Annotated in this window: 16 protein-coding genes; 1 reads left to right on the top strand and 15 read right to left on the bottom strand. The window is 46.3% G+C overall.

The window, feature by feature from the left end; translation table 11 throughout:
* Nucleotides 1-39: 39 nt before the first annotated feature.
* Nucleotides 40-2,208 carry a hypothetical protein gene (locus ACEN8J_RS03915; protein WP_023989860.1) on the bottom strand — a complete coding sequence of 723 codons (2,169 nt, stop codon included), beginning with the start codon at nucleotides 2,206-2,208 and terminating at the stop codon, nucleotides 40-42.
* Nucleotides 2,209-2,846: 638 nt separating this feature from the next.
* On the opposite strand from ACEN8J_RS03915, the gene ACEN8J_RS03910 reads away from it, so the two are divergent.
* The gene (locus ACEN8J_RS03910; RefSeq protein ID WP_238437891.1) at nucleotides 2,847-4,934 is read left to right on the top strand and encodes a vWA domain-containing protein; all 2,088 of its coding nucleotides are present in this window, start codon (nucleotides 2,847-2,849) and stop codon (nucleotides 4,932-4,934) included.
* Nucleotides 4,935-4,977: 43 nt separating this feature from the next.
* Here the strand turns inward: ACEN8J_RS03910 and ACEN8J_RS03905 are convergent, their stop codons facing one another.
* The 14 genes from ACEN8J_RS03905 to ACEN8J_RS03840 form a co-directional block, all read right to left on the bottom strand.
* A complete protein-coding gene (locus tag ACEN8J_RS03905; protein WP_029515684.1) occupies nucleotides 4,978-5,889 on the bottom strand; it encodes a serine/threonine protein kinase in 912 nt (303 codons plus the stop codon).
* Between the two features lie 177 nt (nucleotides 5,890-6,066).
* The gene (locus tag ACEN8J_RS03900; protein ID WP_029515685.1) at nucleotides 6,067-7,320 is read right to left on the bottom strand and encodes an L-lactate MFS transporter; all 1,254 of its coding nucleotides are present in this window, start codon (nucleotides 7,318-7,320) and stop codon (nucleotides 6,067-6,069) included.
* A 190-nt stretch (nucleotides 7,321-7,510) separates the two neighbouring features.
* A complete protein-coding gene (locus tag ACEN8J_RS03895; protein WP_029515686.1) occupies nucleotides 7,511-8,275 on the bottom strand; it encodes a LytR/AlgR family response regulator transcription factor in 765 nt (254 codons plus the stop codon).
* Nucleotides 8,272-9,933 carry a sensor histidine kinase gene (locus ACEN8J_RS03890; protein WP_176715758.1) on the bottom strand — a complete coding sequence of 554 codons (1,662 nt, stop codon included), beginning with the start codon at nucleotides 9,931-9,933 and terminating at the stop codon, nucleotides 8,272-8,274. Before ACEN8J_RS03890 ends, ACEN8J_RS03895 begins: the two co-directional genes overlap by 4 nt.
* 36 nt (nucleotides 9,934-9,969) lie before the next feature.
* Entirely contained in the window at nucleotides 9,970-10,218 is a 249-nt protein-coding gene (locus tag ACEN8J_RS03885; RefSeq protein ID WP_495594246.1) for a hypothetical protein, read from the bottom strand.
* A gap of 189 nt (nucleotides 10,219-10,407) precedes the next feature.
* The gene (locus ACEN8J_RS03880; protein ID WP_495594245.1) at nucleotides 10,408-11,904 is read right to left on the bottom strand and encodes a methyl-accepting chemotaxis protein; all 1,497 of its coding nucleotides are present in this window, start codon (nucleotides 11,902-11,904) and stop codon (nucleotides 10,408-10,410) included.
* Nucleotides 11,905-12,188: 284 nt separating this feature from the next.
* Nucleotides 12,189-12,830, bottom strand: a complete 642-nt coding sequence (locus tag ACEN8J_RS03875; protein ID WP_029515690.1) for a 50S ribosomal protein L25 — start codon at nucleotides 12,828-12,830, stop codon at nucleotides 12,189-12,191.
* Between the two features lie 232 nt (nucleotides 12,831-13,062).
* Nucleotides 13,063-15,597, bottom strand: coding sequence for a type I pullulanase (pulA, locus tag ACEN8J_RS03870; protein WP_495594244.1), 2,535 nt, complete (start codon nucleotides 15,595-15,597; stop codon nucleotides 13,063-13,065).
* 255 nt (nucleotides 15,598-15,852) lie between these two features.
* Nucleotides 15,853-17,508, bottom strand: coding sequence for an amino acid ABC transporter ATP-binding/permease protein (locus ACEN8J_RS03865; RefSeq protein WP_449292376.1), 1,656 nt, complete (start codon nucleotides 17,506-17,508; stop codon nucleotides 15,853-15,855).
* Nucleotides 17,501-19,654: a DUF454 family protein gene (locus ACEN8J_RS03860; RefSeq protein WP_495594243.1), complete on the bottom strand. Its 2,154-nt coding sequence runs from the start codon at nucleotides 19,652-19,654 to the stop codon at nucleotides 17,501-17,503. Before ACEN8J_RS03860 ends, ACEN8J_RS03865 begins: the two co-directional genes overlap by 8 nt.
* A gap of 214 nt (nucleotides 19,655-19,868) precedes the next feature.
* Entirely contained in the window at nucleotides 19,869-21,014 is a 1,146-nt protein-coding gene (locus tag ACEN8J_RS03855) for a mannitol-1-phosphate 5-dehydrogenase (RefSeq protein ID WP_165149649.1), read from the bottom strand.
* On the bottom strand, nucleotides 21,011-21,445 hold the full coding sequence (locus tag ACEN8J_RS03850) for a PTS mannitol transporter subunit IIA (RefSeq protein WP_165149651.1): 435 nt from the start codon (nucleotides 21,443-21,445) through the stop codon (nucleotides 21,011-21,013). Before ACEN8J_RS03850 ends, ACEN8J_RS03855 begins: the two co-directional genes overlap by 4 nt.
* Entirely contained in the window at nucleotides 21,442-23,520 is a 2,079-nt protein-coding gene (locus ACEN8J_RS03845; RefSeq protein ID WP_341071150.1) for a BglG family transcription antiterminator, read from the bottom strand. The genes ACEN8J_RS03850 and ACEN8J_RS03845 overlap by 4 nt, the downstream gene beginning before the upstream one ends.
* An 81-nt stretch (nucleotides 23,521-23,601) precedes the next feature.
* Nucleotides 23,602-25,080, bottom strand: coding sequence for a PTS mannitol transporter subunit IIBC (locus tag ACEN8J_RS03840; RefSeq protein WP_340956525.1), 1,479 nt, complete (start codon nucleotides 25,078-25,080; stop codon nucleotides 23,602-23,604).
* Between the last annotated feature and the right edge of the window lie 263 nt (nucleotides 25,081-25,343).

Raw genomic sequence — 25,343 nt, 5'->3', positions numbered from 1 at the left:
TAGAAAGAAACGCCTCTAACATCTTTCGTAGGGCTCGGATCATGATTTGACCGAGCTGGTTCCTTTAGTGATCATGACTTCCAGGTTCTTCACATTACCGTTGAAGACCAGGTCGATATGGCACATATTGCTTTTCTCATCAATAATGAAGCTCATATCGTCTCCGTCCTGAATGATCGAGTTAACAGATCCTCTGCTGCTCAGCCACTTGCTCTTCTGACTGCTCGGATTGTTACTGAAGAAGCGGACGATATTTTCGTGTTTGAAGTCCCCTGTCTGGTAGCGCAAAATACGTTCAATGTACGTGCTGACCAGCGTCTTGTAGATGGAGTCAAAACCGTCCTCAGACATCGCCATGCTTCTCGCCTTGTAGACGGTAATCCGGCGGATATCCTTATCCTGGATCTGTGCATTCTCGGACGAGAATACAAAGCCGAAGTTTTTACGGTTGATGGCATCCTTGATCGTGTTGGTGAAACCGGTGATTTCCTTGGCCATCGTCGTCACCGTGCGCAGACTGTTGTCTCCTGCCTCGATATCGAAGCGTACGCCAGGGAAGTTCTTATTGACCGTTTTGAACGTCTCACGCAGGTATTCAGGACACTGATAGGAAGCGACCAAGCCGGCGGCAACGTAGGCTGCACCTACATAAACGCCCTCGATCCACAGCTTGAGAATATCCTCTTTCTCCTTAGAGAGCTGTACACCATCTTCGGTCTGTAGCATTTTGCTGTCGATAATGACACCCGATTTGTCCTTCGGAATAATCGTAAAGTTCGGTACACAAGGAATTGCAAATTCGCTATATTCTCTGCGAACGAGACTAGCGCATTTATCGACATATTTATCAATGCCTGCTGTTGCCATACTGTTGAAAGTCGTTTCTTCACCGGATTCAAAATTAAAGAACATTTGAATTTTGTAATCCTTCACGACTTGCAGCAGCATCGAGAGCGATTCCATTGAATTGCCGCCCTGCTTAACGACCTTCTCGTTGCCCTTGAAGCGTTCACGTGAAACCTTTACCTTACCGGCTGCTTCCAGCTCGACGGATGGAACGATACCGAACCAGATCGTGTCGCTGAATTCATTCTTAGCATTCACAGTGTTCAGGTACGTTTCCAGGCGCGGAATATTGCTACTTTTTACCAGCATGTCCAGCTTGTTGTTCGCCACCAGCATTGTCGGCAGCATGCCTTTGCTCTTCGTTGCATATTGATCGAAGAACATTTTGACACCGAGAATTTTTTCCACAAGCGGCTTAACCGCCTTTACGAAATCGTCCTTGGCATTTTTATAGAACTCCAGATACGTGTTGTAGTTCTGAACCTCAACTGCTGTATCCACCTTGGTCTGAACAGCTGGCAGTGGCACAAACGTGCGAACTACCAAATCCTTCACATAATCAGAAGGCGTATCTGTGATAGAGTTATAATCTTCTTCGAATACTTGAGAGAGATCGCCAGTGCTGTTCTCATCCAACAACATCAGCTCAGTGCTGTCGCTCTTCGGCGCTTCAATAATTTTCAGTTCGCCGCTTTCCCCAATGGAGAGCATGCCCACCTGGATCAGTTCACCGGAGTTTTCCTCTTGGGCGCCACCGAGCAGAAGGCGGGTTTTGATGTCCTCAATTGCCAGTGGAAGCATAGCCATAACGTTGTTGTAGTTTTGACTCGCTTCCTCGAACATGCCATTCAGCTTGTCCCCCATGTCGAGTTTCTTCGGGTCACCATCATCCAGCTTGTCGTATTCACCGTACATATAGTGAATTTCTTTGCGGACTTGGCGAATATCATCCATGACCTTTTTCGGTGAAATCATATCCAGCAGATTTTCAAATTTGAAATCTACATTAGTGATTCCTTGACTCCGCTTGGTATCGATGAGCGTAAACAACATTTTCAGAAAGTCATTACTTTGATTTACACGAATTTCAGAAATGCTATCCTCATCAATTCCTTCTGGCTTTTTAAGGGTGTAGACGACTTTTTGATTGGCCGCGTTAAAAAACGAATACACGGTCGGCGAAAACTTATCCAAAAATTCGTCAAAGCTGCGCACCAGAAGGTGCTGATTAATTTCCTTGATCTTCTCATCGCTCAAGCTGTCAATACCCTTCACATCACCTACTATGGTGATCAGGTCCAGCTTTTCCGGGTTAATCTCTTCAAAAAGCATTGTCCGGTTGGTTTGATAAATGATTTCCATCGCTGTCGGCAAATGAATAAAGTATGAGTTATAGGTCCATTGCTCCATATACGGACACGGGATGTCCAATTTGAAACGGACGAATACTCATTTTTAGTTCTTTTGCCTCCTCCCCCCTACTTAACATTTAAATTCGTCAAAGGATTGAGCTTATACCACATTTACGGTACAGGCATGTAACCTCGAAAATCGGTCCGAAGCGTTATTCGGCTTTTAACGGCAAAGCATGCACATGAGATGTTTTTTCAAAATCAAAAGTCAGATAACACAGAAATTTCAAATTTATGATTTCGTATTCCTAACTTCAATCCCAATTTTTGCCGTTGATACGAGAGCTATCATACAAAGCATTCTTCAGTTTTGTCAATTTCTGTAGTCTCAGATTGAAACAGGGCATTTTGACTCATTTTATGCGTGAATACGTAATTTTCATGATATGTTAGACCTGTTTCTTCAGGGAAATATTCACAAATGGAACTCAATTACCGATAGAAGTCCATTGGATATTTCTGATAAGCGTAAAAGAATCAAATTCATGGCTAATGTGAGGTTTATCAGCTGTTTTGATCCTTTATCCCTTATATCCCAAGGATTAGGAGAGTTGATCCCCCATGTTGGCCTCGGCGATGGAGGAGCTTATGTTCAGAATAAGGAAACTAGGGATTATCATTTTCATGACTTTTGTACTATTTTTACAAATGGGCTTAAACGGGGTCATTTGCACTGTAAATCAGGCTAATGCAGCATCTTTAGGCGCTGTCCCGATCGAGGGTTATGATGCCGTTTTTGTATTGGATACCAGTTATTCCATGAGGGATACCGATCCTGAGGGCATTGCCGCGGAAGTCATCAATATGTTTATGGATTTGAGTGATGCAGACCGCACACGCGTCGGATTCGTTGCCTACAATCATCACGTGGTCGCCTCGAAACCACTCACTTCGATTGCCGTGGCAGCGCAAAAATCCCAGATCCAGCAGGAAATCAGAACACTTAACCGTTCCGGTTATACGGATTTGGGACTTGGGTTGCGCAAAGGCTCGGAGCTTCTAGCGGCAGGAGCATCCCAAGGGCGTCAGCCTTTTATGATTCTATTGTCAGATGGAGAGACTGATTTTGGTGCCTCCTCTGGTTCCCGATCCAAAGGTGACTCCAATAACGATGTATCCTCTGTCATCAAATCTGCACAGACCAAAGGATATCCGGTGTACACGATTGGTCTGAACCATGATGGCACAGTGAACCGACAAGAACTCGAACGGATCGCTTCTCAAACGGGTGGAGCTTCTTTTATTACGAGTAGTGCCGAGGATCTGCCGGAAATTCTGAACCGTATTTTCGCCAGTCAAATTCGCTCCAAGCTCGTTCCAATTGCTGCAATTACGACCACTGGCGAGATGCAGGAATTAACTGTAACTCTACCTGATTCCAGTATGGAGGAAGCCAATCTGGTGCTTTTGTCGGAGCATCCCCTTCTGGAAACACAGCTATATTCCAATTCAGAAAATGTCCGCAGGTACAAGTCGAGCCGATATGCGATTTTAAAAATCGAGCATCCACAGGCAGGCAAAGTGAAGTTGAAACTACGGGGCATACGCGGGGATTTGGTGAAAATCAATTTACTTGGCAGCTACCGACTGGAAGCCGAAGCAACCATAGGAGGAAAGCAAGCATCGGCAACTCATGGCGACAAGCCTGTGCAGTTGCTGAAAGGTCAAGCCACACCGTTTCAAGCTCAGCTCCTGTTACCCGACAGTCAAAAGCTTACGGATGAAGCCGTATATACGTCTCTCCAAGCCCATATTATTGTTACTCCAAAGGGGGGCACAGCCAAAAAGGTGCCTATGACCTATAAGTCAGGAGCCTTCCATACCGAATATGCGTTCCCTCAAACCGGGGATTATACATGGCAGCTATCTCTGGATAGTCCGCAATGGTACCGTAAGGGAACTGTACATAAAGTTCACGCGGCCAATGCAGCGCCACAGGTCTTAAAAGACCTGACGATTCACCTGGTGAAAGAAGACGGTGATTCCCGTCGAAGTATATCGGATTTTATTGTTGACCCGAATCATGACAAGCTGAACTATAAGTTGGATTCAGAAGCCTCTGGGGATGCGATCCATGCTGAGATTAACGGTAATGATCTGCTGCTATCCGAGCTCCGCACAGGTGACTCTCAGCTAAAGATTACTGCCACCGATCCGGAAGGAGCATCCAGCAGCGCTACACTAACCGTTACCGTACAATCTCGGTATACAGCCATTAAATGGACAGTAGCCATCAGTATCGTGGTAGCCGCTCTTCTGTATTGGTTCTTGCGGCCGAAGCCGCAGTTTGCCGGAAGAATCGAAGGATATTTTCTCGCTACAGCAAGTGGGCAGGAGATTCCGGTAAAATCCTGGCCGCTCACCTCCTTTCCGGGTCGTAAGGTCAGCTTGCAGGAGTTGTTCCGTACGCTTGACGTTCACGAACCGTTGCCAGAAGCGGAACGGATCCTATTTTCCGCAGGTAAAAAAGGGAGCCTGATCGTGAAACATGATACACGCTGTGCCTTACAGCATGGAAAGATCAGATTAGCTCGCAACAAAAAAGCGGTCATGGAGTACAGTGACAAACTGTACATTACATTCGAGGATGGTGTCACTGAAATCGAGCTGCGATACAAAGCGATTAAACCAAATACTTCAGTGTACACCGACCATATCCAAGCTCCGACAGGATAATGTCGGTCACAACGTAAAAAAAGAGAAGCGCCGTCTCTTACGATTAACGAACCGTAAGAGTAGGGCGCTTCCCTTTTTTTATCCAATATTCCGCACGTAGTGCGGCTTTAAACCATCGAAGTGAGCGGCAGCGCTTGTTAGCCTGTACCTCCAGACCACGCCGAATGACATACGGCAGCAGAGAAAGTCCCGCATTTTCAATCTGAATCCGCTCAGCATGATCTGCAAATAATCGGCCTGGCACATCTGGCGGAGGTGTTCCTTTTCGGCAATAATACAGCGTAGCGGCCAAACTATAGATATCCGACACAGGTCCCTGCTGCGAACGATTAGAGTAAAATTCCAGCGGAGAATAGCCCGCCGTGGTGAAAATCGGATGCTCTTTGCCTTCAAAATGCACAGCCGAACCAAAATCAATCAGCTTGACGTTGCCATTTTCCCCAATCATAATGTTGCCCGGCTTAATATCCCGATGAATAATTCCTTTGTCATGAATGTACTCCATGGCATCAATTAAAGGTAGCAGCGTATGGTACAAAAAAGTGGGGTCATACGTTGGCGCAGCCTCTTCTTTCATCATTCGATCCAGTGTCTTGCCTGCACAGTATTCCATGACCAGATAGGCAGTTCCATTTTCCTCAAAGTGATCTATATAACCGACAATTCCCGGGTGACTTAACTCCTTCAACATTTGCCCTTCACGCAAAAAATAATGCATAAACTCCACGTATTTGGATTGCATAGAAGCACCGCAAGTGACCGTTTTTCGATCCATCCCCCGCAAAGCCAGTGCATTCGGAAAAAATTCCTTCACAATGACCTTTTCTCGGTTATCCAACAGCCTTGCCGTATACACGATGGCCAGCTCACTGCGGGACAAGGCGCTTCGAATTTGATATGTATTTCGCAGCTTCGTATTGCGGGCAAGCAGATTCCCGCTTGTATCCACGATCATGACTCGTCCTCCTGTCAGGTTCTTAGCTTATGTCTTTTGTATATATCGGCTTATTACACATCTTTTTATTATACCGTAAAATAGATTATTGGAAAAACAAATAACCTGCCATAATCTCCCACAGAGAAATGATGACAGGTCTTTTGGCATTCATCTGGTCCTTTTTTCTCAAATCCTTTAACCCAGTTTTGTTCCGGGCTTCATGCTACGCACACTGTTCGTATTTTTCTTCCGTTCACTGCGCAGTTTGCCTTTACCTTGTTCCGGAGTGCGAATGGTGAGGGCAATTAGGAACGATACGACACACAGCACCGCAATCGTGGTAAAGGTCGGGATGAATCCGCCGAGCAAGGCTGCGATAAATGATCCCGCCAGCGCACCGAGGCCAAAGCCTTGATACACAATACCATAGTTTTTGCTTTGATTTTTCAGACCGAAGAAATCAGCTACGATGGCAGGAAAGACTGTAATGTTGCCGCCGAAGCAAAAAGCAATTCCTGCTACACAGGCAAAGAACAAACCATAATTCAGCGGTAATAGACTCAGCACTGTAACTGCAACCGCCGTTGTTAATAGAGCACCCGCTACTACTTTCAGACGACCTACTTTATCCGATAGCGCACCTAAAATGATCCGACCTGCCGTATTGAAAATAGCGACCATAGCGACCGCATTCGCGGCTGTTGCTACATCTAGGCCGGCCATCCGTACGCCGATATCTTTGACGACTCCAATCAGGTATAGACCACTCATACAAGCGGTAAAGAACATGACGAACAGCAGGTATGCCTGCTTGGTGCGCAGCATTTCTTTAACGGTGTAGTCCCGCTGTACAACCCCATTTTGTACCGAAGGCTTGTTCACGACTACAGCTTCTTTTACCAGGAAAGAACCACCCACAATCATGATCAGCACGATCATTCCCCAATATAAGAACGCTTGCGATACACCAACGGACTGAATCAACGAACCATTAATATACTTGAATATAAGACTGCCTGTTCCATATGCCCCAACCGAAATACCGGAAATAAGTCCTTTTTTCTCAGGAAACCATTTAATCAGATTAGAAAGTGATGTAATATATGCCGTTCCATCCGCAAAACCTACGACAATACCCGCCAAAATATATAGCAGGGATAACGAAGTTACCTGTGAACTGAGCATGAGCCCTGCTCCTAACACGACACCTGCACACAAAATCAAACGACGTAGTCCCCATTTATCCTGTAGTTTGCCTGCGAATAAGGTAGCAAACGCCAGTGCAAAACTGGTAATTGAAAATGTAATGGCAACCGAACTGAGGTTCCAGCCAAAGCGGTCCACCAACGGTTGATTAAATAAACTCCATGTGTAAATGGTTCCTAATCCCATTTGTACAATTATTGTTCCAAGTACGACAAGCCAACGATTTCCGCTGTTTGTTTTCATTTCAATCTCCTCTTTTCATTCCGGCTCTACAGCGTCAATTTGTGATTATGATAACCGGGAATCCAGTATACTTTGCGCCTGAGGAGGAGCAAGTCTGTAAGGATTCTCTCTACACGGGTTATTATAACCCTGCATGTCAGCCAGAAATCGTTTGAGGAATGAAATGCACATATAGCGGAATGAAATGCCTTTAAAGTCGCATAATTTGCCGAAATTCCTTGGCCTTGCTACGGCTTACTGGAATTTCAGCCTCTAGTCCACGCAAACGCAGGAGATACGTATGATTAAACCAAGGTACAATTTCACGGATCTGCGACAGATTAACTGTGTACGATCGGTGACAGCGGAAAAAGTCCTGCTGCGGCAACCGGCTATGAAATTCTGAAATGCTCATCGGCATCGTATATTCTTCGTGCCTAGTAAAGACACGGGTCACCTTTTCCTGCGCACACGCATAGTAAATATCGTTCGCATCCGTTACGATGATTTTGTCATTTTTCAGCAGATTAATACGACCTGGCGCAGCAACGGTGCTGGCTTCAGCAGCTCGGGGTTGCGCCGTCTGGACAGGCTCCTGTATTGGAACGTTCTGCTGCTCATAAGCATTTTCCAGCTTACGTAGCATAGATGCGATCCTTTTTTCATCATATGGTTTGAGGATGTAGTCGAACGCCTCCAGTTCAAAAGCCTGCGCCGCATGTTCTTTATAGGCGGTCGTAAAAATAATATAGGGCTTTTTGGCAAATTTGCTAATGTTCTGTGCCAGTAGCATCCCGTCCAATGAAGGAATGTTAATGTCCAGAAAGATCGCGTCCGTCTCCTGATCTTGCAGAAACCGAAACACATCTAGCCCATCCTCGAAACTATCGGTCACCTCAATGTTGCTATGAGTCTGAATAAGATACTCCAGCTCTTCACGTGCCGGAAGTTCGTCTTCTACAATTATGGCCTTCATGACTTCTCCTTTGGTATGTCAAAATAAACTTCGGTGCCCGGCTCATGCTTTAGAATAATAACTCCTTCGCCGTACATAAGCTTGAGCCGTCTGTGCACATTGTACAAGCCGATCTGTTTAGCCGGAACCCGATCATGATACAGGTTATCCACAACATCATCGCGTATACCCACCCCGGTATCTGCCACAGAAATACGCACCTTTTCTCCACGATCCTTTACAGAAATGGTTACTGTACCTGCCCCCTTTTTCTTGAGGATTCCATGATTAATCGCATTCTCAACCAGGGGCTGGATAATAAGGCTTGGAATACGCACAGACACCTCATCCATTACATACTCTACCTGAAGCCGGTTGCCGAAGCGTGCTTTTTCAATTTCTACGTAATCAGACACCTGCTGAAGCTCCTTATGAATTTCAATCAAATCATCATTCAGCTCCAAATTATAGCGCAGATAACCCGATAAATTAATGATTAGCTCTCGGGCCTTATCCGGCTTGGTGCGTGTCGTAGAGGCAATGGCGTTCAGCGCGTTAAACAGAAAATGGGGATTAATTTTCGTTTGGAGTGCCTTTAACTCAGCTTTATTCGCCGCTTCCTTAATTTGCTCCACACGCGACACTTCCATTAACGTGGAAATGATTTGAGACAAGCCAATCGCCATCGTCTGCAACGGATACGTGATTTTATAAGCTTTGCGATAATAAATCTTCAAGGTTCCGGTTACTTCTCCCCGCTCTTCTAACGGAATAATGAGCAGAGACTGGATTTGGGGTGTTTTATCGTCTGCAATATGGTTGCGAATCGTGATTTTACCGCTGCGGATTGTCGATTTAGTCACATCGCTAATGATCTCATCTCCGATGTGATAACGCTCTTCGCCAAAACCGACATAGGCCAGCACATCTCTGGTATCCGTAATCGCCACCGCGTCTGCCTTGATGTCTTCTTTTATAATCGAGCAAATCGTATGCAAGGATTCGGCATTAATGGAGCGAAAATAAGGTAACGTCTTATTGGCAATATCCAGTGCCAGCTTGGCCTGTCTGGCCGCGATATTCTCCTTTTCCCCCTCCACACTCTGTATCAACAGAACGATTAAACCGATACTGACTTCTCCGATAATCATCGGTAGACCAATCTTGGAAACGATGTCCACTCCAAGGCTATGGGGTTGTGCCATCACCATAATGAGCAGCATCGTCAACGCTTCGCAGACCATACCTGCGGCGATACCGACCAGCCATCTCTTGGAACGATTGACCCGGCGGCCGATGTATCCTGACACCACACCTGCCAGAATACTCGTAATCAGACACGGAATCGAGGTCACTCCCCCGATATCAATCAGATAACGATGGATACCCGATATAATACCTGTAACGATCCCAACCCAGGGTCCAAACAAAATACCGCCTGCCATAATTGCTATGATTCGAACGTTAACAAGCGAACCTTCAACTTCAATCCCGGTGTAGGTGCCGAACAGTGCAAACATGCAAAAAATCAATGTTAGTATGGCCAGCTCTGCCGGAGAATGACTGTTCTTTTGCAAGGTTTCCTTAAATCGGGGGATACGTGTAATAAAAAATAAACAAATTAGTAACAACGCTGCGCGCTCAAATAGCTGCATCAGCATTTCCAACAAGGCGTTCACCTGCGTTCCTCCCAAATAAAAACGAATATGCTTATGTTATCGTGTACGTCGTTCATACACACCATACCCAAGTATCATCAAGCCACATACGAATAAAATAATAACAAATATATTGTCAACAAAACTCGGCATATCAGGTTCTGACATAGAAATGCCCGAACTATTCAATTTAACAGGTACGAAATTCGCAGCCCATTGAATGACCGCTATAAAGCGCTCCATCGTATATATCACTCCACTACCCAATAGGCTTAACACGCCGAATAACAAATATTTAAGCTCCATAAGAATTTATCCCCCCTTAGTTACAAAGCATTTAAACTGCCACAAATTATACCATCAACTTCCATCTAATTATAGCTTCTAGAAATCGCCTCTTCTTCATTTCCCTTCTTCAAACGCAGAAAAAAACCGGAGAGTACCGCTTGATAGCGATACTCCCCGGCTCTCTAGTCCGATGAAGAAGCTTGTCGGTTATTTGCTTTTGCTGATTTCGGTAGGACTGTTGTACTCCTTCTGATCATGTACCAGTTCTTTTAATTGGATAATCAACGCCTCTAGCTCACTAAACCCGGTCACCATATTGGAGGTTATATTTCGTTGTTCCTCTACTCCAGCCAAAATTTGTTCTGATGCTGCACTCGCCTGTTCCGTTACACTTGAAAATTCCGTCATCTCTTGAACAACCTGAGATGAATACTGCTGCATGCTATTCGTACTGTTTTCCACATCCACGGCCTGCATCAGCACTTTATTGGCGTTTTGCAGGATGTCTTCCAGTACAATTTCGGTCGAATGTGCCGATTCCATACTTTGCTGTAGCCTGTGCTGTCCCATGTCAAATTGGCTTACGACAGAATCCATCTGAGTTCTCAGTTGAGTCAAAATAGCTTCCATCGCCACCGAGGTGTTCCCTACCATTTCAGCCAAATTACGCACTTCGCCAGCTACGATGGCAAATCCTTTTCCATGCTCTCCCGCTCTGGCGGCCTCAATGGATGCATTCAAGGACAGCAAATTAGTTTGTTTCGAGATTTGAGTAATATCTTTAAGCATGGCAGACATGTTATCACTTTGTACTCTAAACTCGTCCAGTTCTTCTTTGGTACGACTCATGACTTGACCCAAATCCTTAATTTGAGACGTCAATGCAAGCAGTTGACTGCTCCCTCTGTCCCCGGCATTTTTCGTATCTTCGGAAAGCTGCTTCAGTTCTCGGGAATGATCAGCTACCTCTCGCACGTGCTGGTCAGATTGAGCCAAGTTATCCGTAACCTCGGTGATATTCGAAGCTTGCATTTCTACCCCTTTGGCAACCTCCTGAAATCCGATAGCGACTTCATTTGTCACGCTGCCCGTCGCATCTACTTGATTCCTGAATCGTTCTGTAAAGCTATGCAATCCAGCCACTGCTTGTCTAACTTGCTCAAACAGAAATTCAATTCGTTGCCTTGTAGCATCGATATCTTTATTTTGCTCTTCACTTTTCTTAAACTGCTTTTGATTTAACACCGATACCACTAACAGTAGCAAACCAATGAGTAAAACAATAATAAACTCATGCACATAGCGCAAAGAACCGGTAGCCGGGGGAATTGGGGGCGTACCGATTGTTATTTGCACAAATATATTACAGAGATTTAAGGTCATAGCTACCAGAAAATACCGGTAAGACGGATACAGCAAAAACAAAGAGCAAATTAATATGGTGGTCCCTACCTCGACGTTAGATAAGTTCAAAATTATACACATTAATACGCTAAAAAACGTAGTAATCCACGGAATAAGGCGGATTCCTTTCTTTTTCACATTCAGGATCGTTAAAACTGCCGCGACTACAAATCCTACACCATTAGATACCCACATCGAGGGATTAGATAATGCCGGGACGATGCCGCTCAAGGCCATAATCCAAAAAATAATGATCACCAATTTGTTTCTTTGCCACAACAATTCACTCGTTCTGTCCATGATTGTGTACGCGCTCCTTAGAATATATATTAGGTATTTATAAAATAAAAATGTAAATACCATACTTTATATATCGTCATATCAGAACACGTAGTGAATGAAAATCATGCAAACACTCCACATTCCCTTTAATCGTCAAATTACAACAGGACAACTCTTAAAGGGAAAGAGTATGTAATTGTAAATAAATGAATGCAAAGAATCGCCCCCCTGACAGGGAGCGATTTTGAATTCATTTTTGATGATCTTTGCAATTGGAAAAGGTTCATGTACCACTGATAATATTAGGATTCCTTGTTTTCAGAAGCCTCTTCAGCGCCTTCGGTTGCCGCTGCATCACCTTCCACAGCAGCATTTTCTACTTCAACTGCACGTGGAACGATAATAGAAGCAAGCAGTTCTTCTTCAGGGACGTGCAGTGTTACTCCTTTAGGGAGTTTCAAGTCGCTAGCGCTCAGCTTGTCGCCAACATCCAGCGCGGATACATCCACCTCAATGGTAGATGGCAAATCAGCCGGAAGACCTTCGACCTCAACTTCCGTTTCCTGAACTTGCAGAATACCGCCTGTTTTTGTACCTGCAGGTGTACCCTGATAATCAATAGAAACACGCACGCGAAGCGGTTTGTTTTTGGAGATTTTCAGAAAGTCGGCATGCAACCATTGGTTATCACGCTGTTGATAATCTTTAATAATAACTGGAATGGTTTCTCCACCCTCTACTGTGAGGTTAAACACCTCTGAACGTCCGGTTTTGACTACTTTATTAAATTCCTTGGCATCGACATGTACAGGGGTTCCTTCAAGCTCAGAGCCGTAAACCACAGCTGGAATCCGTCCTTTTAACCTCAATCCACGAATGGCCGAACCCTTCTTCTCTGTTCTCGGCTGGGCGGTCAGTTGAATACTTCCTCCATTAGAACTCATGATATACAACCTCCTTCAGGTTACCTTACAAATGATTTTCCTCCAAGAATCTTGCCTGTTTACCAGTCGTACTACAGGATGTAAGCCAGCTAGCTGGCAAAACTAAACAAGTCCATAATTCTATTTTACCCCTTTTTTCTGAAACTGACACACGTTTGCATAAAAAAATAGCATTTCTCGAAATGATCGAAAAATGCTATTTTTGTGTATATACGCAACCAAGCACGCAAGTCTAACCGGCCCGATTATCATTTACCAGTAACAAATATTCTTCTCTGCCACTATGAATCAGTACCTGCATCACAGACTGGTTCTGGTCTATATCAATATATCGATCTGCCTCAACATCCTTGGCATCCCAGTGATTAAGCCGGACAATGTAGCCAATTCGCTGTATATCAGGAGCCACCTGAATACGCGCTATTGCACGACCGTCATCCAAATCCCGAAATTCGACATGTCCGTCGCGATGCCCAGTTCCCCATACCCATACGTTCCAGCCAGTGTATTGCCGATCCGTACGCTCGTAGATCAGTTCAATCGTACGAAATGGAGCGACTTCATTATCGTTTCCAAGCTGCACATCTGTCAATGCCTTGGCTGTACCTGCAATTTCTTGATCTGTTCCCTCATCCGAGTCTTCCAATTCGTTCTCCGCCTGACGATTAGCCTGATCTTGTTCAGTCAAAAAGGAGACTCGTGCAGGTTCTTCCTGATCATATAACACCATCATTGACCAGCGCGATACAGTTACACGATGGCCTACGACTTCATACCGTGTCTCATTACCAGCCCCGTGTGCGTCCACGACCACATGCCAACGATCCGATTCCGCAGGCAATACTATCGTCTGCTCCGTATCCGAGCCGTTATAAATCACCACAATATGATTCCAGGCATCGCCGTTAGCATGGTGCCTCAAAGCAAAGGCCACCACATGCCCACTGCTTTGCAGCACTTCCATGTGCTGCTCCACCAGCTCACGTTGGTCCATTCGGAATGCTGGGTGGCTGCGTCGCAAAGCAATTAAGCCTTGGTAGTAATCAAACACGGGGCGAAACCTCGCCTTGTTATCCCAATGAATGGCATTGACCACATCTGAGCTCCGGTAACTATTGTGGTCTCCATATTTGGAGCGCAACAGTTCATCCCCTGCATGAATAAAAGGAATACCTTGAGATGTGAGTACCATGCCGTTGGCCAACAGGGACTTGCGCACGGTTTCGTCCTCTAGCAGGTTATTTTCATCCAGTTCCCCATACGGATCTGCTTCGGCAACAGCATGTTCAGGTGTCCTCCCATCCTGTGGCTTCCCCTGCTCCCATTGTGGAAAACGACAGTGCTCCCGCAAATGTCTTACCGTCAAAATTTTATCCCACAGATTGAGATTATCGTGGGCAGTTACATAATTGACGGTCTCCGATGGCTGAGCTGTGAAATCATGAATAGCCCCAAAAGCACCTTTGAGCACCTGCTCCTCCTGATGTTCTGCCCCCGTGGCAAACCCGCTTCCAGTACCGTCGCTATCCCCCTTAATAGCAGAACGGTAGTTGTCGTTAAAAACAGCAAAGCCTTTGTCCCGTTGTGTTCCTTTTAGCGTAAGCAAGGGTTGTGGAGATTCTCCTCCCGTCCAAGGCTCACCATAGATCAGCAGATCCGTACGCACTTCAGAGCGAAGTTCTTGCGTAAGCTGCACCACGGTTGGTGTATCAATCAGACCCATCAGATCAAATCGAAAGCCGTCTATATGATATTCCTCTGCCCAATAGCGTAGTGAATCCTTGATATACTTGCGCACCATCGGACGTTCGGTTGCCACCTCATTGCCTACACCTGATCCATTGGTGAGCTGCCCTTGTTCATCCGTGCGGTAATAATATCCAGGTACAACAGGCTCAAATGGCCCCTGTTCCACCGAATACGTATGGTTGTATACAACGTCCATAATGACACCGATGCCGGCAGAATGCAAAGACTTTACCAGCAGTTTCAGCTCTCGTATACGTGCCTCCGGATCAGCCGGATTGGAAGAATAAGACCCCTCCGGCACATTATAATGCTGGGGATCATAGCCCCAGTTATATTCAGTATCTAATTCCGCAAAGTCATTCACCGTATGAAAATCAGCTACTGGAAGCAAATGAACATGTGTAATGCCCAGTTCCAGCAGATGATCCAGCCCGATACTGTTCCCCTCAGGATCCTTCAATCCCGTATACGTAAAGGCCTCAAACCGTCCCTGAGCAGCAGATAAGTCTTTTTTCCCTGTATTAAAATGGGTATCCATCGAAAAATCACGCACATGAACCTCATAGAGAATGGCATCCGTCGGCCGCTTAAGGGTAGGCCCCGCATCCAATTCCCATCCATCCGGGTTGGTTTGAGCCAAATCAATGATCGCTGTACGTTGCCCGTTGGCTGATACCGCTGTGGCATATGGATCGGCAGCATAATGAACAGTGTTGTCCGCCCACTCCAGCCTGTACATGTAATAATATTTGTTCCAGTCACCTTCCAGCTCTATAGACCATACCCCTTGATCATCACGGATCATGAGAAATTCCTGACCCCCGCCGTGCTCCTGAACGTTCCCCTCCTGATCGTACGCCCCCGCATCGCTATACAACGCTATATGGACCTGCTTCGCAGTCGGGGCCCATACCTTGAACTTGGTGCCCGCAGGCGTATAAGTAAGACCCAAATCATAGCCTTCATATATGGGATATTTTGTGTGCTCAAGCTCCTTAAGCTGATTGAAATCTGACATTTCTGTTCACCACCCATTTCTGTACATCGGCTTACAGCCTCTGTTCATCCATCATTTATGATGTTTATGACTTGTCAATATACCTTAGGATTTTATAAAATCTTTACCTAATAGGCTATCAAAATAAGACAAGCTTGAAAAGCTGGATGATTTAAACAAGGATGACGCTTCCATTTCAACACACACTCCATTTTATGACAATACCATGAACAGGCTACAACTTTTGCCCTTAGGATATAACAATAGTTAGAAAAGTCAGGACAGTCTTCGATTATCCATTTGAAAAATATCATCAGCAATCCGCATGGTAGAACTTCGGTGCGAAACAAGGACAATCGTTTTATCTTGCTGCTGTTCCTTTAACGATTTTAAAATAATCGCCTCGTTCAGGCTGTCCAAATTGCTGGTAGGCTCGTCGAGCAGTAAGAGAGGCGTATCATGGACAAAGGCTCTGGCCAGCCCCAAGCGTTGACGTTCTCCACCAGACAGCCTGTCCCCCAATTCTCCAACTCGGCTGTCATACCCCTGAGGCAAGGTCATAATAAAATCGTGCACGGATGCCTTACGTGCTGCTTCCACCACCTGCTCATGTGTAGCATCAGGCTTTCCGATTTTGATATTAGCTGCAATGGAATCATCAAACAGGAACGTATGCTGGTCGACATAGCTCTGTAAGCCTCTCAAATGTCGGGTTCCAATTTCCTTCAAATCGTGTCCGGATAGCAAAATTTCACCTTGCTGCGGGTCCCTAAATCGCATCAGCAACTTCAGCAGTGTAGACTTGCCAGAGCCGCTTTTACCCTGAATGCCTAAAATCCGCTTATGCGGTATCATGAGACTTACATCATTCAGCACCGTTTGACCATCGTATGAAAAAGTCACCTTGTCTACTCGTGCCCCAGTAAAGGCGACACTCATCCCGTCGATATTTTCCTCTACCTCCGGAGTTTCCTCCAATAGACTCAACACTCGTTCCCCGCTCGCCAGCGTTTGAAGCAAATTGTTGGACAGATTGCTCAGTGCGATGACCGGACCAAATGAACTAAACAGGGCAATGACAGAAATCAGCATACCTGTAAAGTCAACCTGACCATTAGACATACCGTACAATCCAGCCAGCAGCATCAAGAATGAGAATCCAACTACAGCCGCATCTGTGATGGCTCTTGTGATGCCTTCATGATGCTTTAAGTCCTTCTGCTTGGCATCCAACTGATCCGTACGACGGTTAATCTCATTTAATCGTTGTTCCCCTTGCCCATATTGCACAATTTCCTTCATCCCACGTAAGCTGTCCAAAAAATAACTGCTCAGCTGGCCGAAGCTGCTCCGGTATTCCATCCCTTGGCGCTTGCCCATACGTGTCGTAAGTAGGGGAATAAACAAACCGACGGTTATGTAAGCAAGCGCAGCAAGCCAGCCTAGCAGAGGCTCATAAGAACCGATAAAAAACACCATGAGCAGTGAGGTGATGATGCCAATCATAACAGGAGCTATCGTATGCGCATAAAATACTTCCAGCAACTCAATATCACTTGTAATGAGTGAGATCAGATTTCCCTTGTCCTTGCCTTCCAATTTGGCTGGAGCGAGTCTTCGCAGGGCTTGAAGCATCTTGTCACGTAGTACAGCCAGCAGCTTGAAAGCGAGATAGTGACCACTCATTTGCTCGCCATAACGGAATACCCCGCGCAGTACGGCGCAAACCACGATCGTTGTCAGCAAAAACGATAGGGTGTAGCCTGTCGTGATGCCCGTTGCTGTAAGCAGAGCCAGGGCTCCAAACACTATAATGCCAATAGCACAAACAAAACCAAGCACTCCTGTAACAATCGTGATGAGCAGCACAGGTAAAAGAGGTCCCGCCAGTACCAATAATTGGCCCATGATCCGTAATCCGTGTCTACGCATATACAGCCCCTCCTTTTCCAAACTGCTCTACCCGGTGTTGACTGAGATACATCTCCGCATAATGCCCCTGCTGGCTCAACAGCTCATGGTGCGTCCCGGATTCTGCCACCAAACCGTTTTGCAGCACATAGATACAGTCGGATTGGACTACGTTTTCCAGTCTGTGAGAGATAAGAATCACTGTTTTTTGACCTGCCAGCGCATGTATAACCTCCATAATGCCTTCCTCACTTTCACTGTCAATGTTAGAGGTGGCCTCGTCAAAAATGTAGACACGACTATCATGTAGCAATGCTCTGGCTAGTGCTAGCCTCTGGCGCTGTCCTCCTGACAGATTGGCTCCCTGCTCTTCCAGTTCTGCTTCCAGACCTCCTTCTGAGAGGATAAAATCATACAGCTTCACTTGTCGCAAAGCTTCCAGCATGTGTTGCTCATCCGCGTGCTCATTGCCCATTTTTAAATTTGCTTCCACGGTGCCTTTAAAAATATAGCTGTTAAAACCGATCCAGGTCATATGACGCATGCGGCTTTCTTCCGAAATATCGGTAAGCTCGGTTCCTCCAATCGTCAGGCTTCCTCGATACCCCTCGTGATGCCCAACAATCAATCCGGCTACCGTACTTTTACCAGAGCCTGATTCCCCAACAATGGATACAAAGCTGCCCTGGGGAATATCCATGGATACATTTCGTAAGGTATCTCTTTCGTCGTAGGCGAAACTCACCTGTTCCAGACGAATATCTGTGGTTTCTATGCTTTTTTGTCCTTGGATAAGGTCCTCTGTGCTCAATATTTGGAATATTTTGTCACTTGCAGCCATTCCGTTCATGGCGATATGAAAGTAAGAACCCAGAAGACGCAGAGGAATAAAAAATTCTGCCGACAGCAAAACAATGATGATTGCTCCTGCCAAGCCAATTCGTCCAGAAGAATATTCGCTTACCGCGACCAGTACACCCGCAGCGGCACCACCAAATGCGATAAGATCCATAATGGCCACGGAGTTAAGCTGCATAGTCAGCACTTTCATCGTCATTTTGCGAAAATCTTCAGCTGCTGTGTTCATTTCCTGATGTTTATCCTGGTCTGTTCCGTACATTTTGAGCGTAGTCAGACCTTGCACATTCTCCAAAAAGCTGTGGCCCAAATTGACGTAACTACCCCAATATTTCCGAAAAAGCTTTTTAGCCATCCTCATAATGACAATGATCGACACTGGAATTAAGGGAACGCAGATCAATAGTATAATGGCTGCTTTGAAGCTGACAAAAGAGAGGGTAATGAATAACGTTACGGGGGCAAGCAGACTGTAAAATAGCTGAGGCATATATCTACCGAAATAGGTTTCAAGCTGCTCTACCCCTTCTACAGCAACCTGAATAACCCCCGAGGTGGAGGTATGATCTGTATATGCGGGCCCTATCTTCAGCAACTTGCTGTAAATTTGCGAGCGCAGCGTTTTTTTAGCATTTACCGAAGCACGATAGGATAACATACTGGCTGCATAATTGCTCAGGCAGCGAACTGCAATAGCAGCAATAACAATGACCGTCATAGATAGAATCAGCTTGCGAGTCACTTGTCCTTCCCATGCCTGCTGCATAACAAAGGCCATAGACAACACAGCGGCTATACTCCCCAAAAGACCGATCCACTGCACAAGCACACCCCATACGATATATTTTCGAGAATGTTCCACTAGACCGAGCAGACGGCTGTCGACCATTTTAGACTTTTTTTTTGGAGTAGGTGCAGGTGAAGATGATGGTGTTATTTTTGCTGCAGCGTTTCTCACTGTTCCGATTCGGAATATAAAGTAATAATATTTAAAAAGGATGACCAAGACGATGAGCGTTTTGCCCCACACATTAGGGGTGAAAATAAAGCCTATAATCAGCATCGTTGACGCTAAGCCCAATGTCGTGATTTTCGTAGACAGCTTCAACGACCTTGTTTGAACAAAACTCTCTAGATGCTTTTGGTACAGAGAGGTATTCGAAAACCACTGGTGAATCCTTTCGGACCCCCGCATAAAGAAAAAGGTCGCGAGCAGCAGAAACGGTGTAGTCGGTAGCAACGGTAGCACTACACCAATAACTCCAAGCGCTAAAAATAAAAACCCTAAGGTAATATAGATCGGTTTCACTATAATCCTCCCTAATAGTTATAATAGTAATGGTTTCATTTTATAGATAATGATAATCATTATCAATATAAACAATTTAAGCAGGTTGTTATGTGATGTAAATCACGCATATAAAAATCCTCTTGAAGCACATCTCTACAGAACACGCTAGTGTTGATGTGGATGCTTTGTCTTCAAGAGGATTATCGAAATTTAATGTTAGTAATCCGTTGTTTTATGAATTTATAATATCATATTGCTCCAATATCTGCCGATGTAACGGGTGGTCTGCGGTTATGGAAGTATAACGCGTCAGCGCCACACCCAGCCCTTCGTTGCGGATCACCTGCTGAAGCTCGACTGCCTCGGGGTCTTCCGTAATATCAAATTTACAGGCAGCAGCCATTCCTAACGCCAGATGATCCGTCGGAATGCCATACTCCTGCGCTTGGAGCGCGGGACGTACAAGACGGTCATTGGGAGACAGCTTGCGTAATGGTGAACGTCCGACCCGAGTAACATCGTCTATTAGATTAGGGTTGCGGAAGCGATCCAAAATTTTAGAGATGTACTTCCTATGCTCCTCTTGATCCAAACCGAAGCGCTTCACAAGCACCGCTCCCGTTTCCTCCAGTGACCCTTGTATCGAATCCACCACCTTGCTATCCTTCATGGCCTCCTGAATGGTAGCATAACCTGCGGTATAACCAAGATAAGCTGCCACGCAATGTCCCGTATTTACCGTGAACAGCTTTCGTTCAATGTAAGGCTCTAGATCCTGCACGTACAGGATACCTTCGATTTCTTCATGCTCAGATGCCATTTGCGAACGATCCACCACCCACTCATAAAAAGGCTCTACCTGCACATGTAACGGGTCCTCGTGTTGCTGGATCGGCACAATCCGGTCTACGGCAGCATTTGGAAAATACACCGAAGCCTCAGCCTTGGCACGGGTCGCCTCATCCAATAGCGCAAAAACATGCTCTTTCAGTTGCGCACTGCCTCCGATTGCATTTTCACAGGCAATCACATGCAGCGGCCTCGCTCCTCGCTCTACCCGCCGCTTGATGCCCTCCGCAATGCCTGCTGCAATGTGCTTGAGGATGCTGACACCTACTGCGGTCGTTACCAGATCAGCGTGGTCTACCGCATCGGCTACAGCCGCTGCATCCTTGCCGTCAATCGCCGTCACATTCATGACCAGCTCCGTATCCTTTGTATCATTGGCTAACTCTACGGTGTATTGTTTACGACGGCGTAACTCGGATACAAGGGTGTCATTGACATCTGAAAAGACAACCTCATAGCCTGCACGCGACAGAATCAATCCGATAAAGCCGCGACCGATATTTCCTGCTCCAAAGTGGACGGCTCTCATAGCTCCAGCTCACTTTCGAACAGATCTATAATTTCCTGTGGGGTCACCGCGTTGCGAAGTTTCTCCATGTTTTCTTCCTCTGCACACACCACAGCAATACTCGTCAAAATCTCCATATGATCGCCGCCTTGTGCTGCAATGCCGATTACCATGTATGCTTTTTCTTCCCCAAAATCTACGCCTTGCGGAAACTGAACGATGGAGATGCCTGTGGATTGAATAAGCGTCTTGGATTCCTTGGTGCCATGTGGAATAGCCAGCCCGTTCCCGATATAGGTGGACACGATCTCCTCGCGTTCCAGCATCTTGTCAATGTACTCACTTGAAATATGTCCTGCATCCAGCAGGATTTGTCCAGCCATACGAATCGCCTCATATTTGTCTTTGGCGGTTGCATTCATTTTTACTTTGTCTATCGTCATAATACTCACGGTAGGTTCCTCCCTGTCCCTAATTTACTGTGTAAAAATCCAGCTAGCTCACTCGATATATAATTGACAATATGATCCCTGCTACCGTGTTCCAGTAGCGTAACCATGTCTTCCTGCAAGAGTAATGCACTAATCTCGCTCAATACCTCCAAGCTTTCTCTCGGCAGCTCACGAGGTCCCAACATGAGCAGCACGCATTCTACCTGTTCGCCTGTATCCGCCAACAGCGGCTCTGCCAGCTTATACAAGGTAAGCGAAGGTTTGCGAATATAGTGGCTACGCGTATGAACTAAAGCAATGGAGGTATCAGAGATCACCTGACTACCTTGGCGCTCTCTTTCCATGAGTTGTGCAGCAACCGCAGAAGGCTCTGTAACATTCCCCCGCCCCGCCTCCAACATGCATATAGCCTCTACGGTCGCCGCCATATCCATCTCCTGATTTTCCAGCGGGTACACTTGAAATTGCTGTACAATGTGTACAATTTCATCGAGACTTTTCCGCAGACCGGTAAGCCACTCCATGTCCTGACCGGGCTGAACGACGTGTTCCTGCTGATGGTCATCAGGATGATTGAGTGTAATATGCTGGATAAATTGACGCAGGCGATCACTCTCCTCCTGCGTCAGCAGCGGGCTGATCTTAAGATAGCGATCTGGTTCAAGCGGTAGCTCTACTGTCGAAATGATCAGATCATAATCCTCCTTGGGGATCCGCGCCGCCTCGTACCATGAGGCCCTATCCACAATTTTGATCTGTGGCAGCTCTTTGGCGAGCCTTGTTGCCAGAAGTCTGGATGAACCAATGCCGCTCGTGCAGACTACGATGGCCCGCACCTCCCGCCGCAATTGTCGCAGCCGCTCCAGCGAAGCGCCGAAATGCATGACGAGAAATCCGATCTCTTCATCAGGGACTTTCATTTCTGTCATGTCCGCCGCAGCCTTTTTCACTGAGTCGAATAAGCTGCTGTAATCCTTGCGGATTTGCTGAAGGAGGGGATTACGAATCGACTTGCCTTCCTTCAAACGTTTGAATACCGGAGCCATATGGGCAATCAGTCCTTCACGCAGAACACGGTCCTCTTCCAATGGCGTGCCTGTTTCTTCCTCCACACGACGAATCAACTCATGAACCGACTCCAGCAGTACAAGATCATCGAGCGGCAGCAGCCGGGTAGAATGATCCTCGGCATCACGGAACAGCAGCCTGAAATAAGATCGTTCCGGGTCCGGAAAGTTAATATCCAGCGCCGCTGACAATTCTGTGCATATGCGTTCTACCATAGCTGTACGCAGCATGATATTCTCATCCGAATCTGTTTTTAAATAGGAGAGAAGAGGATCCATAACATACCCGAGTCGTAGACGTGCCAGCGAAACGCAAATCTGAATCAGCAACTCCATATATTTGCTTTCCACCATGTTTTCCAGCCACTTTTCATGGGGCTGCCAGAGGGCCTTTTCCACGATCAGCAAGTTCCCTCTGCCAATCATCTCCAGCAATTTGTCGGAGACACGAGTCACAGAACGAACCTCTCCCTGGCTGGAAAACAGATCAGATTCATCCAAATGTTCGAGGGCCAGCTCGGAAATCGCCCGTCTTTTGTCTATCTCCCGTCCGGTAATCTCGACACCATATCCCCGTCTGCGGACAAGCACGAGCCCTCGATCTCCGATCCAGTCTTGTAATTCGTCCAGATCATGACTGACCGTAGTTACCGTGACTTTCAGATCTGAAGCCAGCGCCAGCAGCTTGATCGGCTCCCGTGTATCCAGCAGCATGCAGAGAACCACGATCTTTCTCTCCTCAGCCGAATATTCGTCTGGATTCGTATACAGCAATTGCTTTCGCAGGCATACAAGCTGAGCTGGGTCTGCATCTATACAGATACCAATCCCTGACTTTTTCTCCAGCTTCACCTCATGAGTTGCCAGCCAATGCTCGACTGCGCCCAGTTCCCGATGAACCGTCCTTGTGCTGACATTGATCTTCGTGGCAATTTCCCCGGCAGTAACCTCTTTGGACTGCTCCAGAAGATATTCCACGATGTCACGTTGTCGTTTCGTAATATTCATAAGCGCATACCGTTCCTTCCCAAGCTCATCCCTCCAGCAGGAGACGTACACTGCATACAGTCCGCCTGACTATGACGGGGATTAAGAATCGGATTTCAGACGTTCAACCAGCGCTTCGTATTCAGGACTCTTCAGAAAATTGTCAATGGAAATGTGTTCAGCATTCGGGACTACTGTTTTAGCCCGGTCTGTCAACGTTTTTTGCGTAATGACAATATCCGCATCCTGTGGAATTTCACTGATTGCCGTATTCGTAACTGTTACGCCTACGCCCGCCTGCTTCATTTTTTTGCGTAAAATCGAGGCACCCATCGCGCTTGAACCCATACCTGCATCACAGGAAAAGACAATCTTGTTCACTTCGGATTTATCCTTGAGCGTTCGATCTGCGACAATCTCGGCAGCACGATCAGATTCGTGGTTATCTTCCATTACAGTGGCGTTAGCACTGGCACTCTTGCTTTGATTTTTCATATCTTTCAGGCGAGATGCAGCTTCCTCCAGCCCCTCTTCTTGTTGCTTACCTGTCTTGAGTAACACTGCTGCAACAGCAAAGGATACGACCGCAGCAGCGATCACCCCGCTCAGCATTGGCAAATATCCACCTTTTGGCGTCATTAGAAAATAGGCGATGATACTACCCGGTGAAGGAGCAGCAACCAGTCCGGCACCTGTCAACATGAAACAGAAGGTTCCCACAACACCGCCAGCTATAGCTGCAAGAATCAGAATCGGCTTCATCAAAATATAAGGGAAATAAATTTCATGAATCCCGCCGAAAAAATGAATGATGACTGCGCCAGGAGCTGACGACTTCGCAGAGCCTTTGCCGAACAGACAGTAGGCCAGCAAAATACCAAGCCCCGGCCCAGGGTTGGATTCCAGCATGAACAGTACGGATTTGCCTGTTCTTGCAGCTTCCTCCAACGCAATCGGACTCAATACTCCGTGATTCAGCGCGTTGTTTAAAAATAATACTTTTCCGGGCTCAATAATGAGGTTGACAAGCGGCAATAGCCCCGCGTTCACGAGGAACTGTACCCCTGCCGACAACACTTGACTGATCATTTGTACAACCGGGCCGATCGCCACATGGGCAAGCAGTGCTAGAATGGCACCGATAATCCCGGCCGAAAAATTATTGACCAGCATTTCAAAGCCTGATCTGACTTTGCCTTCAATGGCCTTGTCGAACTTCTTCAATATCCACGCAGCCAGCGGACCAGCTACCATCGCGCCCAGGAACATCGGGATATCGGCTCCTACTATGACACCCATCGTCATGATGGCACCGATCACACCTCCACGCTGTCCGTGAATCATCGTGCCCCCTGTATAACCAATCAGCAGTGGCAACAAATAATTTTTCATCGGATCAACCAACTGTGCAAAACCTTCGTTCGGGAACCATCCGGTCGGAATAAAGAGTGCCGTAATCAACCCCCACGCAATAAAGGCTCCCATATTGGGCATAACCATACCGCTAAGAAAACGGCCAAAACGCTGTACGGCGACACGAGTGCCTCCTTTTGAACTTGGCTTTGCGTCCAATGTACTCATATTCAAATCCTCCTTGTAGGTAAGCATCACTACCTTTTCTTAAAATTCATACTAAATGACAGCGCTATCTTCATCAACGAAATGAAAACGTACTTTCGTCATGAACGTTGATGACAACATTTAAATTTAAATTATCCAGGAAGATATTATACCTGCATAATTCTTCTTAATATGACCTGTAGCTATAGAAATTAGTCGAAAAACCGCGCTGGATTATGTATGATTCCTATATGGGGACAACCCACTATATCAGAACAACACAC

The organism is Paenibacillus sp. Paensp38, from assembly GCF_059491915.1.
Note: the sequence above shows the minus strand (reverse complement) of the source record. Positions and strands in the feature narration are given on the sequence as shown.

Excerpts from the sequence above, each read along its gene's own strand:
- ACEN8J_RS03865 (WP_449292376.1), bottom strand. The coding sequence starts at position 17,508 with ATGCGTAGACACGGATTACGGATCATGGGCCAATTATTGGTACTGGCG.
- ACEN8J_RS03880 (WP_495594245.1), bottom strand. The coding sequence starts at position 11,904 with ATGGACAGAACGAGTGAATTGTTGTGGCAAAGAAACAAATTGGTGATC.
- ACEN8J_RS03905 (WP_029515684.1), bottom strand. The coding sequence starts at position 5,889 with ATGATCGTGGATACAAGCGGGAATCTGCTTGCCCGCAATACGAAGCTG.
- ACEN8J_RS03855 (WP_165149649.1), bottom strand. The coding sequence starts at position 21,014 with ATGAGAGCCGTCCACTTTGGAGCAGGAAATATCGGTCGCGGCTTTATC.
- ACEN8J_RS03885 (WP_495594246.1), bottom strand. The coding sequence starts at position 10,218 with ATGGAGCTTAAATATTTGTTATTCGGCGTGTTAAGCCTATTGGGTAGT.
- ACEN8J_RS03895 (WP_029515686.1), bottom strand. The coding sequence starts at position 8,275 with ATGAAGGCCATAATTGTAGAAGACGAACTTCCGGCACGTGAAGAGCTG.
- ACEN8J_RS03875 (WP_029515690.1), bottom strand. The coding sequence starts at position 12,830 with ATGAGTTCTAATGGAGGAAGTATTCAACTGACCGCCCAGCCGAGAACA.
- ACEN8J_RS03915 (WP_023989860.1), bottom strand. The coding sequence starts at position 2,208 with ATGGAAATCATTTATCAAACCAACCGGACAATGCTTTTTGAAGAGATT.
- pulA (WP_495594244.1), bottom strand. The coding sequence starts at position 15,597 with ATGTCAGATTTCAATCAGCTTAAGGAGCTTGAGCACACAAAATATCCC.
- ACEN8J_RS03910 (WP_238437891.1), top strand. The coding sequence starts at position 2,847 with ATGTTCAGAATAAGGAAACTAGGGATTATCATTTTCATGACTTTTGTA.
- ACEN8J_RS03900 (WP_029515685.1), bottom strand. The coding sequence starts at position 7,320 with ATGAAAACAAACAGCGGAAATCGTTGGCTTGTCGTACTTGGAACAATA.
- ACEN8J_RS03840 (WP_340956525.1), bottom strand. The coding sequence starts at position 25,080 with ATGAGTACATTGGACGCAAAGCCAAGTTCAAAAGGAGGCACTCGTGTC.
- ACEN8J_RS03845 (WP_341071150.1), bottom strand. The coding sequence starts at position 23,520 with ATGAATATTACGAAACGACAACGTGACATCGTGGAATATCTTCTGGAG.